Origin of the sequence: Flavobacterium sp. TSSA_36 (assembly GCF_051547165.1) — a bacterium.
Lineage (GTDB): Bacteria > Bacteroidota > Bacteroidia > Flavobacteriales > Flavobacteriaceae > Flavobacterium.
This window is the reverse complement of record NZ_JBPTTP010000005.1, coordinates 69,108-86,783: the sequence shown is the minus strand read 5'-3', so window position 1 is coordinate 86,783 and position 17,676 is coordinate 69,108. Positions and strand designations below refer to the sequence as shown.

Sequence of the window (17,676 nt, the reverse complement as noted above, 5' to 3'; positions counted from 1 at the left end):
CAATTGAATACAAATATACACCAATAATGAAGAATACTTCACAAGAATACGATACCATCATAGCAATTTGCCGTCAATTATTTACTAATAAAATGAAAGACTACGGTAGTGCGTGGCGTATTTTGCGATTGCCTTCACTCACTGATCAAATATTCATCAAAGCACAGCGCATTCGTAGTTTACAAGAAAATGAGATTCGAAAAATTGATGAAGATGAAACAGGCGAATTTATTGGCATCATCAACTATTCAATTATGGCTTTAATTCAGCTAGAACTAGGAGTAGTTGAACAACCAGATTTGGATTTAGCGACCGCTACACAATGGTACGACCACAAAATTAATAGTACCAAAGCCTTAATGGAAGCTAAAAATCATGATTATGGAGAAGCTTGGCGCGAAATGCGTGTGAGTTCACTTACTGATTTGATTTTGCAAAAATTACTTCGTGTAAAACAAATTGAGGATAATAAAGGAAAAACAATAGTATCAGAAGGTATAGATGCCAATTACCAAGATATGATTAATTATGCTGTTTTTGCTTTAATTTTAATGCAATTTCACCTTAAAAAATAACCTTTACTATAAAAAAAAATCCTCTAATGAGGATTTTTTTTTATGGTGTTTCATAAAACGTTAATCATTCATAGAAATCAAAAATTCTTCATTATTTTTAGTTTTCTTAAAGCGATCATTAATAAAGTCCATGGCTTCGATTGGATTCATATCTGAAAGATATTTTCTCATAATCCACATGCGGTGCAAGGTATTTTGGTCTAACAATAAATCATCACGCCTTGTACTTGATGAAGTTAAATCAATAGCAGGAAATATACGTTTGTTAGCAATTTTTCTATCTAATTGTAGCTCCATATTACCCGTTCCTTTGAATTCCTCAAAGATTACTTCGTCCATTTTTGAACCGGTTTCAGTTAAAGCCGTAGCAATAATACTCAAAGAACCTCCGTTTTCAACATTACGAGCAGCACCAAAAAAGCGTTTCGGTTTTTGCAATGCATTAGCATCTACACCACCACTCAGTACTTTACCTGAAGCAGGTTGTACAGTATTATAAGCACGCGCTAAACGAGTAATAGAGTCTAACAAAACGACAACATCATGACCACATTCTACTAAACGCTTCGCTTTTTCCAAAACGATATTCGCAATCTTCACATGTTCTTGTGGCTCTCTATCAAAAGTAGAAGCTATCACTTCCCCTCTTACACTACGTTGCATATCTGTAACCTCTTCCGGACGTTCATCAATTAACAAAACTATCAAATAAACTTCGGGGTGATTGGCAGCAATGGCATTAGCAATATCTTTCAACAACATTGTTTTACCCGTTTTGGGTTGAGCAACAATCATTCCTCGTTGTCCTTTACCAATTGGAGAAAACAAATCAATAATTCTGGTGGAGATAGTGGATTGTTTTTCGGCCAATTTGAATTTTTCAGAAGGAAAAACTGGGGTCAGATGTTCAAAAGAAACGCGATCTCTGACCACTTGTGGATCGTGACCATTGATTTTGAGTACTCGAACCAAAGGGAAATATTTCTCTCCTTCTTTTGGAGGACGAACTACTCCTTTTACTGTATCACCTGTTTTTAAACCAAACAATCGAATTTGAGACGTTGACAAATAAATATCATCCGGTGAAGCTAAGTAATTGTAATCTGAAGAACGTAAAAACCCGTAGCCATCAGGCATCATTTCTAATACACCTTCACTTTCTATGATCCCATCAAATTCAAAATCAGCATCTTTAAAATTGGTTTTTTTACTTTTGAAATTAGGATTTAGATTCCCGTTATTATTTCCATTTTGGCCTAAATTAGGATTGGAATTTTGTTTTTTTAATTGATTAGGATTAATTTTCTTAGAAGAAAGGCTTTTTTCTGATTCACTTGTGGAAATGTTATCACCAACTTCTTTAGATTCCTGTATATTATCAGAAGGTACAGGGGTTGACTCTTTCTCTAATTTTGCTGCTTCTTTTTCCTTTTGCAGCGCTATTTTTTTTTCGTAAGCCGCTTTGTTAAATTTAATAACTTTCGGTTTATTATCAGATTCAATACTAGTGTCTATTATGTTCTCTTCTACTACTTCCCTACTCTCTGTAACATTGTCTGAACGCACCGCGTTTTTTTCATTTTCAGACGACTCTAATTCAGGTAAAACTTCGGCAACATTTAGGTTAGATTTTACTTTTTTAGTGGGAACAATACGGATTCGTTCTTTTTTAGCTTTTTCAACCACTTTTTGTTCTGTGTTTGTAGCTTCAGCTTTATCTAGATTAGATTGGGAAGTTGCTTTTTGATTTTCTAAAATAAGACCAATTAAAGTTTCCTTTTTGACACCATTAAATTTTATTGTCTTTGCTTTTTTAGCAATTTCTTGAAGCTCAGAAAGCTTCAATTCTTTTAATGCAGCAATATCAAACATGAATGTTTTATTAAATTATTGTAATTTGGAAAATTGTGAGAAGAAAAGAATAGATTTATTTTCTTGAATCAACCGCAAAATGAAGTGCTTACGGATTTATGATGCAATAATACGAATAAAATTTAATCATACAATAGTATTTTAAAAAAAGAAAATATATTTTTGCAATAGATATTTATTACATATCATGATACAACGTATACAAACCATTTATTTGTTTTCAGCTTTTTTAACAACATTAGTCGCGCCATTTTTATTCCCTTTATGGATTACTGATGATCACAAATCTTATTTTTTTATGCAAAATAACATTTATGTTCTTCTTTTTGGCTTAAGTACGACTTTGTCATTAATCAGCATAGTATCATTTAAAAAAAGACAAAATCAATTTGTTTTAGGACGATTGAATATCATTTTAAATTTAATTTTATTAGGATTATTTGTATATCATTCACTAAATTTATCTGGAGAAACCCCATTGGTTTCTGAGAAAGGTATTGGGATGTTTGTACCTGTCTTGGCTATCGTGTTATTAGTTTTAGCTAATAAAGCCATCAAGAAGGATGAAGATCTTGTAAAATCTGTGGACCGATTGAGATAAACCTATAATCTTAATTTATTTGTGCGAAGAAAACCCGATGTAACAATCGGGTTTTTTTATTTCTTACAAAAAAAGAGTTAATGTATTTAAAAAATAATATATTTGAGACTTAGAATAAATAAGGCATGCAAGAAATCAAAATACATTTAGCCGATGACCATCAAATTCTAATTGATGGTATTACAGCACTTTTAAATACAATTCAAGGATTTTCAATTGTAGGAACTTCGCAAAACGGGGCTAATATTTATCAAGAGGTTACCAATAACAACACCGATATACTGGTACTAGACATAAGTATGCCTGAAAAAGATGGCATTCAAGTATTAAGAGAATTTTCTAAGAAAGGCTTCCCTTGTAAAGTAATCATATTGTCTAGCTACGATGATTTAAAAATCGTAAAAGAAGTGATGAAATTAGGAGCAAGTGGCTATTTGACCAAAGAATGTGCCTGCGAGAGCATTATTGATGCCATTCATACCATCACTTCGGGTCAGGAATATTTTTGCAAAAGCATTCAAAACAAAATTTTTAACACCGTTACACGTAATAACCCAAAAGTAAAAGGTATTGCAACGGGAATCAACGCTACCTTAACCGAAAGAGAACTTGAAATTATCATTTTGATTTCTTTAGAATTTAGTGGTAAAGAAATCAGTGATCAGCTATTCATAAGTACCCACACGGTTGAAACCCATCGAAAAAACATTATGAAAAAAATAAAAGCCAAAAACACTATAAGTATTGTAAAGTATGCTTTAAAAAATCAATTAATTGAAGCTTAATTGATTTTAAATGTATGATATCTATCCTAAAATTCTTTTATAAAATTCAATTTACATCTTACCAATTTGTACTATTAATTTTATTACTTTTTCTCCCCTTTTGCACTTTTGCGCAAAAGAAAAAAATCTCTAGAAAAACAGTTTTAGAATTGACTTACAGTGCAATTCAAAACATGAATAAGGAAAATTATGAAAAATCATTAATTCAGTCAAGAGCTGCTCTAAAGGATGCCACAACATTAAAAGACAATGCAATAATTGCGTTAATCTACAACACTATTGGAGGTAATTTTGACGGATTATTAGAGTACGAAAAAGCCATGCTTTACTACAAAAAAGGACTTAGCTATGCTCAAACTACTAATAAAAATGAAATTAAATTTCAATTAAATAATAATCTCGGCAATATTTATTTTTTTGATAAAAAAGATTTCAAAAAAGGAGTTTTTTATTATGAAAAGGCCATTTTATACAGTGCCAAAATTAAAGATACTAGCAAAATCCTTTTTACTAAGATCAATATGGCTTGGGCACATTTTGACGTAAATAAATTTCACCAAGGCTTTAAATATTTACAATTCGTAAATACTCATTTCAAAAAACACGGAAATAACACTTTAGAAACTGTACACAACATGCTGAATGGCATGTATTTTAGACATAAAAAAGAGCCTGAAAAAGCGGATAGTTTTTTTAATAAAGCCATAAAAACAGGAATTTTGTATGAAGAAAAATCAGATTTATCATATACCTATTTGGAATATTCAAAATTTTTAAATCAAATGGGGGATTATAAAAAAGCATATTCAAATCTCGAAAAATATAATATCCTTACAGAAGAAATCAATTCTGAAGACAAAATAAAGAAAGCGAATGTTGCAGGTATAAACCTCGAGTTAGACGAGTACAAAAGAGAAATAGACAACATTTCTTCCACCTATAAAAACAAGGAAAATTACTGGCTAGCACAACAATCGCGCAATAAGAAAATTGTGCTTTTAATTGTCACTATTTCGCTTCTAATTTTTATTATTTTGTATTTCTTTTCTAAAAATGAAAAACTAAAGCAGAAAAACAAATTGCGTGAAATACAAAATAAAATTCAACAAAACCTGATCAATGCAACCATTGATGGTCAAGAATCGGAACGCAAAAAAATTGCTGCTTTTTTACATGATAACATAAGTGCGTTATTATCTTCTGCAGGAATGCATCTGAATGTGTTCTCGAGCAAAAATCAAGATCAATCCGTTGAAATTATTAAAACAAAATACATTCTTGAAGAAGCGCATCATAAAGTTAGAGATCTCTCTCATGAATTAATGCCGTCGTTATTAGTGCGATTCGGATTAATCTATGCCTTGGAAGATTTATGTGAAAAAAATTCAAATTCTAATATTCATTTTGAATTTCATTCCTCAGTTGATGAAACGACTAGATTTAAAGAATTTCTTGAAATGAAACTGTATTTTGTGATATCAGAATTACTTAATAATATTTTAAAACACAGTAATGCCAACCTAGCAAAACTAGATATAAAAATGATTCAAAATCAACTAAATATTTTAGTAATTGATAATGGAAATGGTTTTGAAGATGAAACGAATAAAAACATGGAAGGTTTCGGATTAAACAGGATTAAAGCACGAATTCATAACATGAAAGGAACAATTTACATACTATCTGACAAAAAGAATGGTACTACCGTAGAATTACTTGTCCCTATCGTCTAAACTATTTCGAAATTACACGTAAATTTTAGTCTCCTAAGAATTGATAAACGCACCAAAGTAATGATGTTTTGTAATTTTAAAACCATATCAAAATGTATCCTATTTCTATCTTTCCTTCCTTTTTGGGTTTTGGCGCAACAAGGGGAAGTCTCTGAAAAAAGCACGCAAATTTCACTAAACAAAGCCATTGAAAGTTGGAAAAATGACCAATATGAAACTTCTTTAAAACAATCTAATTTAGCATTAAAAAAAGCTATTTTTTTAAAAAACAACTATTTGATTGCTAAATCTTATAACGTTATTGGGGTGAATTTTGATGATCTTTTCATGCTTGATAAAGCTTTCAGCTACTATGAAAAAAGTCTGAAATATGCTAGTAAAACAACAGATGACACTCTCAAGGGAAAAATCTACAATAATCTAGCAAATATTTATTTTTTTGAAAAAAAGAATTATCAAAAAGGAATCGAATATTATAAGAAATCATTGGTCCATACCGAAAAAATTGCAGATACGTCCAAAATATTCTTGAGAAAACTCAATATTACTTGGGCTTATTTTCAAGAAAATCAATACAAAATAGCCAAACCTTATCTTGATTATTTAAATAAATACGAAAGTAAATTTGCTGATGAATCCACTTTAATCATCTTAAATATGCTGAATGGTTTATTTGCTGAATACAAGAATGATAATTCAAATGCTAATCAATATTATCAAAAAGCAATTCAATACGGTGAAAAAAGCAACGAGAAATTTGATTTATCCGTAACCTACTACAATTACTCTTTGTTTTTAGCTAAAATCAAAAGGTTTGAAGAAGCCTACAAGTTTAGCAAAAAATACGAGAATTTAAATAACCAAATCCTAAACGATAGCAAAATAAAAACTGCTAAAAATACCGGGATTAATCTCGAGGTGGAAGAATACAAGAGAGAAATTAACAAAATATCCAATAGCTATAAATCGAAAGAAACCTATTGGCTGGAACAACAATCGCGTAACAAAAAAATTGTGGTTTTAGTCATTGTAATTTCGATCTTGGTTTTCTTAATTTTTTATTCTTTTTCCAAAAACGAAAAATTAAAACAGTACAATCGATTAAAAGAAATTCAAAGCAAAGTACAACAAAACATTATCAATGCCACCATAGATGGCCAAGAATCCGAACGTAAAAAAATAGCCGCATTTCTTCACGACAACATCAGTGCTTTACTATCTTCGGCGGGCATGCATTTGAATGTTTTCTCAACGGTACACAAAGATCAAAGCGCCGAAATTATCAAAACTAAGGTCATATTAGAAGAAACACATCACAAAATACGGGATTTATCGCATGAATTAATGCCTTCCTTATTAGTTCGTTTCGGATTAATTTTTGCCTTGGACGATTTGTGCGAAAAAAACTCTAATTCTACTCTTACATTCAAATTCAAAAGCAGCTTAGATACTTCGCTACGCTTTGAAGAAACCCTAGAAACAAAACTCTATTTTATCATCTCTGAATTGCTTAATAATATCATTAAACACAGTAATGCCACAAATTCAGAAGTAACCATCGATAAAAGCGATAATCGATTGATTGTTTCAGTTATAGACAACGGAAAAGGATTCGATGACCTCAAAAAAAACAGTATAGATGGTTATGGACTCAACAGAATTAAAGCACGAATCAACAATATGAAAGGAGAATTTGTAATCATTTCTAAAAAAAATCAAGGAACAACGATTAAACTTCATGTTCCTATCGAATAGTTATTTTTTCATTTCTACAATTTCCAAGTCTTTAATTTTATCGCCTTCTATGACAAATCGCAACAGCGTTCGTACCTGATGAAAACCACTTTTTCCGGCGGCTCCAGGATTCATATGCAACAAATTATGCTTCTTATCAAACTGAACTTTCAAAATATGAGAGTGCCCACAAATAAATAATTTAGGAGGATTCGTTGCCATTTCATCTCTAACAGCAGGATTGTATTTCCCCGGATAACCGCCAATATGCGTAATCCAAACCGAAACTTGCTCACACATAAACCGATTGTGCAATGGAAATTCAATTCTAGCCTCAGTCCCATCGATATTACCATACACCGCTCGCAATGGCTTAAGTTTTTTTAACGTATCGGTCACACTCAAATCTCCAATATCCCCCGCATGCCAAACTTCATCAGCCCAAGCTACATGTTTCAAAATCGCCTCATCGATGTGGCTGTGCGTATCTGAGAGCAAAAGAATTTTGGTCATACCATAGAAAATTAAAAGTAAAAAACAGCAAAAATAAGCGCTTCTTTCCCATTTTAGCCAATATTTAAAGTTCTTTTTTTGGGAGCAAAACAAAAGAAAAAAATAAACAGGGATTCCCGCTGTCCTTCCTATCTTTTTTCTACACCTCGCCGGTTTAGCAACCTGCAAGGTCTAGAAAAAAGGATATTCCCTCCCATCGGGACTAGAATCAAACATTCGGCATTTTTTCAGGCAGTTACAAAAATGACATAAAATCAAAAAAATCAGCTTAAAGATTGTAAATTTGCAGCCAATAAAAACAAGCAATCGTTGCCATACCATTGCATCATTAGGAAACGATTTCAACCAAAAAATCACAAAACATCTTGAGGTATTTTATACAATTAGCCTACAACGGAACAGCTTATCACGGTTGGCAATACCAACCCAACGCCAGTTCTGTACAAGAAACCCTGAACAAAGCCCTTTCGGTACTTTTGAATACCTCTATCAATATTATGGGTGCTGGCAGGACCGATACTGGCGTACATGCCAGCCAAATGTATGCTCATTTTGATAGTGAAAAAAAACTAGAAACAGCAACCTTGGTGCACAAACTCAATTCGTATTTACCAAAAGATATCGCCATATTTGACATTATCCCCGTAAGCGATGAGGCGCACTCCCGATTTGATGCCACCAAACGCACTTACGAATACCATATCAATACCATAAAAAATCCTTTCCTTGAGGGACTCAGTTGGTATTACCACCAAGATTTAGATGTGGCGTTAATGAATGAAGCTGCTAAATTATTGTTAAATCACACCGATTTTCAGTGTTTTTCGAAAGTGAATACCGACGTAAATACATTTGATTGCACTATATTTGATGCAGTTTGGAGAAAGGAAAAAGATCGTTTGATTTTTACCATTTCCGCCAATCGTTTTTTGCGAAACATGGTGCGTTCTATTGTAGGAACATTAGTCAATGTGGGATTACATAAAATCACTTTGGTTGATTTTGAAAACATCATAAAAAGCAAAAACAGAGAAAAAGCAGGTTTTTCGGTTCCAGCACATGGTTTGTACTTAACCGAAATCACTTATGAATACCTAAAATAGCCCCGATAGTAGTGGAAATCCTTTTTTGTTTTTCCTTTAAAAACAAAAAAGATTACTTCACTCAACTTTTATTTACATAGGAGTTCAGTGAATTACATTTGCACGAATAGCGGGAAATAGCTCCTAAACATGAAAGCAAAAGCATTCGATACTCGATTATTCAAAAGAATTTTAAAATTTACAAAGCCTTATCAATTACGATTTAACGGGGTCATTGTGTTTGCGATTTCTCTATCTATTTTTGCTGCCTTACGACCATATTTGCTAAAGCAAACGGTCGATGGATACATCAAAACCCACGACCAACAAGGTTTACTATTCTACGTTTCCTTGATGGGAATTGTATTGCTTCTTGAGGTTTTTTCGCAATTCTATTTTGTGTTTTGGGCTAATTGGTTGGGGCAAGATATTGTAAAAGACATCCGAATTAAACTGTTTGCGCATTTGCTTAGTTTTAGGATGAAGTACTTTGATTTGGTTCCTGTTGGACAAGTCGTAACCCGATGTGTATCGGACATTGAAGCTATTGCGCGTATTTTTAGCCAAGGACTTTTCATGATTATTAGTGATTTGATGAAAATGCTGGTAGTGCTCCTTTTTATGTTTTATATGAACTGGAAACTCACTTGGATTGTTATTGTAGCAATGCCCATATTGGTGTTTTTTACACGTATTTTTCAAAAGAAAATGCAAGTGGCTTTTGAGGAAGTACGTACCCAAATTGCGAATATGAATACTTTTGTTCAAGAGCGAGTTACAGGAATGAAAATCGTACAACTATTCAATCGTGAAGATATTGAATTTGATAAATTCAAAAATATCAATGACAAGCATAGAAAAGCGTGGATAAAAACCATTTTGTACAACTCCATTTTCTTCCCTATTGCTGATATTATCTCGTCGTTGACTCTGGGATTTATCGTTTTGTATGGCGGTATCAAAATATTGAATGGTGACAACTTTACTACTTTTGGAGACTTATTTTCCTATACCATGTTTATTGGAATGCTATTCAACCCCTTGCGCCAAATTGCAGATAAATTCAACGAAATGCAATTGGGAATGATTGCAGCCAATCGTGTGTTTGATATTTTGGATACAGAGGATCAAATTCAGGATACTGGAACCATGGAGGCGCCTATCTTTGAAGGAAACATCCTTTTCAAAGACGTCCGTTTTGGTTATATTCCGGATGAAGAAGTAATCAAAGGAATAGATTTAGAGGTTAGTGCTGGACAAACCATTGCTATTGTGGGTTCTACAGGCGCAGGAAAATCGACTATAATCAATTTACTGAATCGTTTTTACGAGATTAACAGTGGTTCTATTGATATAGACCATCACAATATTGAAAATTATACTTTAAGTTCATTGCGTAAACAAATAGCTGTGGTGCTTCAGGATGTGTTTTTGTTTGCCGATACTATTTACAACAACATCACCCTTAATAATCCAGAAATTACAAGAGAAAAAGTACTAGCGGCTGCCAAAAAAATTGGAGTACATGACTTTATCATGAGTTTACCTGATGATTACGATTTTGATGTAAAAGAACGTGGTGTTATGCTTTCGTCTGGGCAACGTCAATTGATAGCTTTTTTACGAGCATTTGTGTCCAATCCAAGTATTTTGATTTTGGATGAAGCCACGTCTTCTATCGATACGTATTCTGAAGAATTGATTCAGCGTGCTACCGAAACCATTACACAAGGCAGAACCTCAATAGTGATTGCACACCGTTTGGCTACGATTGTAAACGCAGACAAAATCGTAGTCATGGACAAAGGTTTGATTGTAGAGCAAGGAACACATCAGGAATTAATTAATCTAGAAAAAGGATTTTATAAAAACCTATACGATTCACAGTTTTCAGTAGCTAATTAAGCATCCTTTTAAAACCATTTTGGGGTTTCTAAAGGATTAGCGAAGATTTACTTTCCCATTACTAGTAAGATACATTCAGAAACAAATAATACCTTGATTATCCTACTAGCACTGGATAAAGAGAATGTAAATTACTTATTATGATTGAAAACCAAATAGGGCTACTTTTGCAGCGTTTAAGTTGTTAAAATCAGCAATAATTACATCTGCTGTACTTAAATCTTGATCTTTAGAATGTTCACTTTGATATCCAACACAGAAAATACCCGCAGCATTGGCGGCTTTTACACCATTTGTACTGTCTTCGATAACGATACAATTTTCCTTTGGAGCAGTTGATAAACTTGCCGCGTGTTCAAAAATAGCTGGATGCGGTTTGGATTGTGGAAAATCTTCACCACTCACAATATGAGAGAAATATTGATGTAAATTGAAACGAGTAAACACTCTATCAATCGTAACCTTTGAAGCTGATGAAGCTACGATTAACTGCATTCCGTTTTGATGCAAATCTTTAATCAAATTTTCAACACCATCCAATAACGTCAAATCTTCTTTGGTATCAAAAGCATCATTAAAGCGGTTGCGTTTTTCTTGAATTAAATCTTCTACTTCTTGTTGTAGATTGAACTGATTTTTCAAAAATTGAAACGTATTGCGAGTCGAAAAACCAGTAAAAGAGGTATACATTTCCTCGGTAACGGTAATATTTAATTCTTCAAATAATTGGTAATAGGCATAACGATGAACAGGTTCTGTATCTACAATTACACCATCCATATCAAAAATCACAGTTTGTATCATATTTTTTTAAGTTGCTAAGTAGCTAAGAAGCTAAGTTTCTGAGTCGCTTTGTTTGTGTTGAACTAATTACTGGGTACTAAGGACTAATTCTTCAGTAAATGACGAATGACAGTTTCTGCGGCGTGCAATCCAAAAAGACCTGGCATATAACTGTTAGTTCCGTAAAAAGATTTCTTAAAATTAGAACCATCTGTCATTTTTAGACTGGTAGTATCTTGAATTTCGGAAGAAAAAACTACTTTCAATTTATTAATTTTTAACTCTTTTAATCGTCTTCTAATGGTTTTAGAGAAATAGCAATTGATGGTGTTGGAAATGTCTGTTACTCTCACTTTTGAAGCCAACATTTTTCCTCCTGCTCCCATACTGCTGATGATTTTGACTCTGTTGCGCTTGGCAGACAAAATCAAATTCAATTTTGGCGTTACGCTATCGATACAGTCCAAAACATAATCAAAATCGGTAGAAACAATTTCTAAAGCGCGCTCTGGAGATAGAAATTCTTGCACTCTGGTAAGGTTAAGTGCGGGATTGATGTCCATTAATCGGTCGCCAACGACGGTTACTTTGGGTTGCCCAACAGTGGAATGTAAAGCTGGTAATTGACGATTGATATTGGTAATGTCTACCACGTCTCCATCAACAATCGTCATATTGCCTACACCAGCTCTTGCCAAAAACTCTGCAGCAAATGAGCCTACTCCTCCTAGTCCTACGACTAATACCTTTGCATTTTGTAATTTTTGTAATCCTTCGGCTTTAAATAAAAGCTCGGCTCTTTCTGTCCACTCTGCCATATTCTTTATTATTTGATTATTTTATAAACATTTAAGTCATTTTAGTTTTTGCTACTTATTATTTGAAGCACAATAAAAGTGCAAAAAAGTAAAAGTTTCAATGACTGATATGTTTCTTTATTTTTATTTGAATCTATTTTTATTTTTTTAAATGTTTCCAAAAAATCACCAATCTTGCCTTCTAGCCCCGGGAGGAGCGGCATCCTTTGCTTTTTTCTTTAAAAAAGCAAAGATATAGCGGATCACGGGACTTTGCTGGCTAAAATGCCTATTTTTTCTGCTCCTAAAAAATCATTTTATTATAAAATCAATCGAGGTGTAATCCAAAAACTCGTTTTGTGTTTGCGTTAATTTGTTGCTGTATGGCTTCAACAGTTGTGTTTTTATACTGAGCTGCCAAAGCATAGACTTCTTCGATTCCGTTTTCGATCGTATCGGTTTCTAGAAAGAACTGATGGTCTGGTACGTTTTGAAAAACGCTTGCCAAGGCTGGATTTTGAACCAAATACTTCCCAAAGGACAAGTAAAATCCATTGTTGAGTAACGATTGTGCCACGGTTTCGTTCTTTGAGAATCCGTGAATGAGTAACGGAACGCTGATTTTTAGTTTCTTACTACTAGCTATTACTTCCTGATAGGCCGCCACGCAATGAATCACCACGGGTTTGTTGTACTTCTGCGCCAAATGCAATTGTTGCTCAAAAACGGATTGTTGTAACTCGAACGGAATGGCAATTCGTTTGTCTAAACCGCATTCGCCCAAAGCCAAACAATTGGGGTCTTGGAGTTGTTGCTCGATGATTTCTAAATCGCTTGTTATCCGTTCCTCCACAATATACCAAGGATGAATGCCTATGGAATAATAGGGAAAAGAGTTCTCGAATTCGTTAGGATACTGATTGACCAACTCGACTCGGTTGGGATTTTGGGTGGCTTTGTGCGTATGTAAATTGAAATACTTCATTTAGTCGTGAAACTTTTTTACTCCTGCATTTATGGCTACTGGCAAATCATTTTCAAGCGGTACTATGGGGCAAGAATATTTGTGATTGTAAGCGCAGTAAGGATTGTAAGCCGAATTGAAATCGATAAAAATGGTTTCAGTTGTTGGGATTTTCAAATCGATGTAGCGTCCGCCGATGTAACTTTCTTTGCCGCAAGTCAGGTCAGAAAAAGGTAAAAACAAGTAGTCTACGTATTCTTTCTTTTTGGAAAGTTCGATGTTTTGATAAATATTGAGTACCAAAGCTTTTCCGTCGATGGTGAAATGTGCTTCTCCGAATTTAATATACAAGGGTTTTCTTGTCGTAGAGGTTTTCATTTCGAACACTTTTTCATTAGGCGTACGAACGAAACGAGCTTCAATTTGCAAGTTGGGATTGTAAGGAAAGAAATCCAAGCTTTTGAAAACGGCTAAATCCTCTTTGAGCAAGGGACTTTTTTCAGGGGAAGCATATGCTGCATTGAGTTCATTTTGGAATTTTTCGACGGCTTCAAGGCCTTTTTGAGCTTGTCCGAAAGTCCAATTACAGAAAATAATCATCAATACAAGAAGTGCTTTTTTCATCTTTTGAGTCGTTTTTGGCAAAAATAACTTAAAGTTATCAGCCAGCAAAGCGCTTCCAATCAAAGTTACTACCTTTGGCAAAACGAAAAAAAAGATGCTGACCACCGCCATTCAACGCTATTTTGACAATTACCGAGGTTTTTCGAGAGAAATTTGGATCCTCACTTTGATGACTTTTATCAATCGAGCAGGAACGATGGTGTTGCCTTTTTTGTCCAAATACTTGAAAGAAGATCTTGGTTTTTCATTTGGACAAGTGGGTTGGATTATGGTATGTTTTGGTTTAGGCTCAATGCTGGGTTCTTGGTTAGGAGGTAAACTATCGGATAAGATAGGCTTTTATAAAATAATGATTTTCAGCTTGTTTACCACTGGGATTTTATTTTTCGTAATACAGTATATCACCACTTTTGAAGGACTCTGTTTGGGGATGTTTTGCGTTATGGCTATTGCAGATATGTTTCGACCCGCGATGTTTGTTTCTTTAGGAACCTATGCCAAACCAGAAAACAGAACAAGGGCCTTGACATTGGTACGATTGTCTGTAAATCTAGGTTTTGCTGCTGGGCCTGCTCTTGGCGGTTTAATCATTATGGGAATGGGTTATCAAGGATTGTTTTGGGTAGATGGTGCTTCATGCATTGTTGCTATTTTGATTTTTGCGCTGATGGTAAAAGAGAAAAAAACGACAATCGATCACGAAAAAATGAAAGAAATCAATGCTACAAGAATTTCTGTATTCAAGGATACTATCTTTTGGGTTTTCTTGTTTGTTTGTTTTATTACCGCAGTATTATTTTTTCAATTATTTACCACTTTACCCTTGTATCATAAAGAACAATTTGGCATGAGTGAATTTCAAAGTGGACTTTTGTTATCCTTAAATGGTTTACTTGTCTTTTTTTTCGAAATGCCTATTGTAAGTGCCTCACAACGAAAAAACATAAACAAACTCAAGATTATTCTCTGGGGTTGTATTTTAATGTCCATTAGTTTCCTGATTTTAATATTCAATTTCTGGATAGGATTTTTAGTCATTAGTTTGTTGTTTATCACTTTTGGAGAAATGTTCATCTTTCCGTTTTCTAATTCTTTTGCATTGAGTCGCGCACCGAAAGGACACGAAGGGCGTTATATGGCACTTTTCACGATGAGTTTTAGTTTGGCTCATATTGTTAGCTCCAAAACAGGAATGGATATCATCAGTCGATTTGGCTATCAAAATAATTGGATTTTTATGAGTTTCCTCGGAGGGTTATCCGTGTGTGGCTGTTTTTGGGTAATACGAAGGGTCCAAAATGAAAACAAATAAATTGCTGAATATCAAAATAATAACTCATTATTGCATCAAAACTTAATTTATAGTTAAATAACTATATTTTTAGTTTGTAAACTATAAAAATAGTTGTAGGTTTGTTTTGTCATTAAATTAAACGCAAGCAAGATGCAAAAATTAACCAACAAGGAAGAAGAAATTATGCACATTTTATGGAAGCTTAAAAAAGCTTTTGTAAAAGAAATTCAAGCAGAAATTACTGAAGAACAGCCACATTATAATACCCTTTCAACGATTGTCAGAAATCTAGAAGAGAAAGGATATGTGTCGCATAACGCTTTTGGCAATACCCATCAATATTTTCCAGTGGTTCAGATTGAAGACTATCGCAAGAAATTTATGTCGAATGCGATAGAAACTTTTTTTGGTAGTTCGTATAAGAATATGGTTTCGCAATTTGCGAAAGAAGAAAAAATATCAGCTGAAGAGTTGCGAGAAATAGTAGCGATGATAGAACAAAAATAAGCGCTATGGAAACCATCTATATCTACTTACTAAAAGCAAGCGGTTTGATTGCCTTATTTTATCTGGCTTACTATTTATCGCTGCGAAAAGAAACTTTTTTTACAGCCAATCGCTTTTTCTTACTCGCTGGATTAGGAACAGCTGTGGTGCTTCCTTTATTTTACATTACCAAAATCGTTTGGGTAACCCCTACTCCACTCACTTTTCCTATTTCAGAACTACCACTACAGCAAGCCGCTCCTAAGGAGAGCTTTGAAATAAATTGGTATTTGACTGCCATTGTGATTTATATAGTAGGTTCTGCTTTGTTTTTCATCAAATTCGGAATGGATTATTGGAGTTTGAATCGCATGTTATATAAAACGAAAGCACAACAACAGGCCGACTTCAAACTGATTGATGTTCAGGAGAAAATAGCGCCATTTTCGTATTTCAATACGATTGTTTTCAATTCTTCTTTGTATTCGCCATCAGAATTGCAAAGTATTTTAGAACATGAAAAAGTGCATAGCGAACAGCATCACACCCTAGATGTTTTGATTATTCGCTTTTTTAGTATCGTATTTTGGTTCAATCCTTTTATTTGGTTGTACCAAAGAGCCATATTACAAAACCTTGAATTCATTGCTGATAGCGTGGCTACAAAACGACTTAACGACAAAAAAGCCTATCAAATGGCACTTGTAAAAATAACAACACACGAAAATTGTGTTGCCCTCACCAATCATTTTTATCAATCATTAATCAAAAAACGAATCGTTATGTTAAACAAAAATCAATCAAAAAAATGGAATTCTTGGAAGTATGTACTGATATTTCCTGCTTTAATCGCCTTTGTATTAATTTTCCAAATTAAGGTTTTGGCACAGGAAAAAACAATAACAAACACCACAACATCTAAAGCAACAACTGAAGATATCATCTTGGTTATTGACAAAAACACTTCTGATGCCAAGTTAAAACAAGAAGCTCAATTACTAAAAGACCTACACGGTATTAATCTAAAAATTTCCAAAGTTAAACGTAACGCTAATCAAGAAATTACAGGAATCAAAGTGCAATTTGATGACAAAAAGGGTAACAAAGGAACCAATCAAGTGGATAGCGATCGACCGATTTCGCCTATCACTTTTATTAAAAACACGGATAGCAACGGAAAATCAAGTATCGGATTTTATACTGGAAAAGCTAATCCTAAAGGAAAAATCAATAAAAGAATGGTACTAAATTCTTCTGATGATGAAGAATCTAACTTTGCTTTTTCTTTCAGTGATGACGAAGATGATGTAACTCCACCTAATGCACCTGATGCGCTTGATGCGTCTAATGCAACTACACCAGCTGTTTATGACAAAGTCCCGCCTTCTATTCATTCCCCTTATAACCCAACATCTCCAAATGCACCCTATGCTGTTGTAAAAAAGACAATTTCCATAAAGAATAGTAAAACTATGGATAAACCAATTATCTATATCAATGGAAAAAAAGTGGATGTCAATATGGAAGAATTAAATTCCAAATTAGACCCTAATTCAATCGAAAGCATGGATGTTTATAAAGGAGACATATCTATTGAAAAGTATGGAGACGATGGCAAAAATGGCGTAATCGCAATTACAACTAAAGATGGAAGAACTGAAGTAAATATGAACAAGATAATCAAAAGAGCCCAAGTAGATGTAGAACGCTCTCTCAACGAAAGAGAAAATATGCAAGCCGATATTGAACGTGCTAGAAAGGAAATAGAGCTATCAAAAATTGAAATGCAAAAAGCAAAAGCCGAAATAGAAAAAGCAAAACAAGAAATTCTAAAAGCCAAAAAAGAAATAGAAAAGGCAAAAGCTGATACTCAGAAAATATAAACACAAAAGACGGTCTCATCACAAGACCGTCTTTTTTTATATCTT

At 33.7% G+C, this 17,676-nt stretch carries 16 protein-coding genes; 10 read left to right on the top strand and 6 right to left on the bottom strand.

Annotated features, from left to right (window positions below; genetic code table 11):
• Positions 1 to 26 precede the first annotated feature (26 nt).
• Positions 27 to 575: a DUF1599 domain-containing protein gene (locus ACSVH7_RS10980; RefSeq protein ID WP_438066742.1), complete on the top strand. Its 549-nt coding sequence runs from the start codon at positions 27 to 29 to the stop codon at positions 573 to 575.
• 60 nt (positions 576 to 635) lie between these two features.
• Here ACSVH7_RS10980 and rho read toward each other — a convergent pair whose 3' ends face one another.
• Positions 636 to 2,447, bottom strand: coding sequence for a transcription termination factor Rho (gene rho / locus ACSVH7_RS10975; protein ID WP_438066741.1), 1,812 nt, complete (start codon positions 2,445 to 2,447; stop codon positions 636 to 638).
• 187 nt (positions 2,448 to 2,634) lie between these two features.
• Here rho and ACSVH7_RS10970 point away from each other — a divergent pair, with 187 nt between their 5' ends.
• From ACSVH7_RS10970 to ACSVH7_RS10955, 4 genes are all read left to right on the top strand, one after another.
• Complete coding sequence (locus tag ACSVH7_RS10970) at positions 2,635 to 3,048, top strand: DUF4293 domain-containing protein (protein ID WP_438066740.1); 414 nt, start codon at positions 2,635 to 2,637, stop codon at positions 3,046 to 3,048.
• A gap of 125 nt (positions 3,049 to 3,173) precedes the next feature.
• Positions 3,174 to 3,833 (top strand): response regulator, encoded by a 660-nt coding sequence (locus ACSVH7_RS10965; RefSeq protein WP_438066739.1) that lies wholly within the window; start codon positions 3,174 to 3,176, stop codon positions 3,831 to 3,833.
• A 173-nt stretch (positions 3,834 to 4,006) separates the two neighbouring features.
• Positions 4,007 to 5,566 (top strand): ATP-binding protein, encoded by a 1,560-nt coding sequence (locus tag ACSVH7_RS10960; protein WP_438066738.1) that lies wholly within the window; start codon positions 4,007 to 4,009, stop codon positions 5,564 to 5,566.
• A 60-nt stretch (positions 5,567 to 5,626) separates the two neighbouring features.
• On the top strand, positions 5,627 to 7,321 hold the full coding sequence (locus ACSVH7_RS10955; protein ID WP_438066737.1) for a tetratricopeptide repeat-containing sensor histidine kinase: 1,695 nt from the start codon (positions 5,627 to 5,629) through the stop codon (positions 7,319 to 7,321).
• Here ACSVH7_RS10955 and ACSVH7_RS10950 read toward each other — a convergent pair whose 3' ends face one another.
• On the bottom strand, positions 7,322 to 7,813 hold the full coding sequence (locus tag ACSVH7_RS10950; RefSeq protein WP_438066736.1) for a metallophosphoesterase family protein: 492 nt from the start codon (positions 7,811 to 7,813) through the stop codon (positions 7,322 to 7,324).
• A 365-nt stretch (positions 7,814 to 8,178) separates the two neighbouring features.
• Here ACSVH7_RS10950 and truA point away from each other — a divergent pair, with 365 nt between their 5' ends.
• Both truA and ACSVH7_RS10940 read left to right on the top strand, forming a co-directional pair.
• Positions 8,179 to 8,916, top strand: coding sequence for a tRNA pseudouridine(38-40) synthase TruA (gene truA / locus ACSVH7_RS10945; RefSeq protein WP_438066735.1), 738 nt, complete (start codon positions 8,179 to 8,181; stop codon positions 8,914 to 8,916).
• A 129-nt stretch (positions 8,917 to 9,045) separates the two neighbouring features.
• Positions 9,046 to 10,800, top strand: coding sequence for an ABC transporter ATP-binding protein (locus ACSVH7_RS10940; RefSeq protein ID WP_438066734.1), 1,755 nt, complete (start codon positions 9,046 to 9,048; stop codon positions 10,798 to 10,800).
• Positions 10,801 to 10,938: 138 nt separating this feature from the next.
• Here ACSVH7_RS10940 and ACSVH7_RS10935 read toward each other — a convergent pair whose 3' ends face one another.
• The 4 genes from ACSVH7_RS10935 to ACSVH7_RS10920 all read right to left on the bottom strand — a co-directional run bounded on the left by ACSVH7_RS10935 (position 10,939) and on the right by ACSVH7_RS10920 (position 13,968).
• Positions 10,939 to 11,604 (bottom strand): HAD family hydrolase, encoded by a 666-nt coding sequence (locus ACSVH7_RS10935; protein ID WP_438066733.1) that lies wholly within the window; start codon positions 11,602 to 11,604, stop codon positions 10,939 to 10,941.
• Positions 11,605 to 11,687: 83 nt separating this feature from the next.
• Positions 11,688 to 12,401, bottom strand: a complete 714-nt coding sequence (locus ACSVH7_RS10930) for a tRNA threonylcarbamoyladenosine dehydratase (RefSeq protein WP_438066732.1) — start codon at positions 12,399 to 12,401, stop codon at positions 11,688 to 11,690.
• Between the two features lie 307 nt (positions 12,402 to 12,708).
• On the bottom strand, positions 12,709 to 13,365 hold the full coding sequence (locus ACSVH7_RS10925) for a TatD family hydrolase (RefSeq protein WP_438066731.1): 657 nt from the start codon (positions 13,363 to 13,365) through the stop codon (positions 12,709 to 12,711).
• The gene (locus ACSVH7_RS10920) at positions 13,366 to 13,968 is read right to left on the bottom strand and encodes a DUF1684 domain-containing protein (protein WP_438066730.1); all 603 of its coding nucleotides are present in this window, start codon (positions 13,966 to 13,968) and stop codon (positions 13,366 to 13,368) included.
• A 94-nt stretch (positions 13,969 to 14,062) separates the two neighbouring features.
• Between ACSVH7_RS10920 and ACSVH7_RS10915 the strand changes: the two genes are divergently transcribed.
• The 3 genes from ACSVH7_RS10915 to ACSVH7_RS10905 all read left to right on the top strand — a co-directional run bounded on the left by ACSVH7_RS10915 (position 14,063) and on the right by ACSVH7_RS10905 (position 17,631).
• Positions 14,063 to 15,280, top strand: coding sequence for an MFS transporter (locus ACSVH7_RS10915; protein ID WP_438066729.1), 1,218 nt, complete (start codon positions 14,063 to 14,065; stop codon positions 15,278 to 15,280).
• Between the two features lie 132 nt (positions 15,281 to 15,412).
• Complete coding sequence (locus tag ACSVH7_RS10910) at positions 15,413 to 15,769, top strand: BlaI/MecI/CopY family transcriptional regulator (protein WP_438066728.1); 357 nt, start codon at positions 15,413 to 15,415, stop codon at positions 15,767 to 15,769.
• Between the two features lie 5 nt (positions 15,770 to 15,774).
• Positions 15,775 to 17,631, top strand: coding sequence for a M56 family metallopeptidase (locus ACSVH7_RS10905; protein ID WP_438066727.1), 1,857 nt, complete (start codon positions 15,775 to 15,777; stop codon positions 17,629 to 17,631).
• Positions 17,632 to 17,676 lie beyond the last annotated feature (45 nt).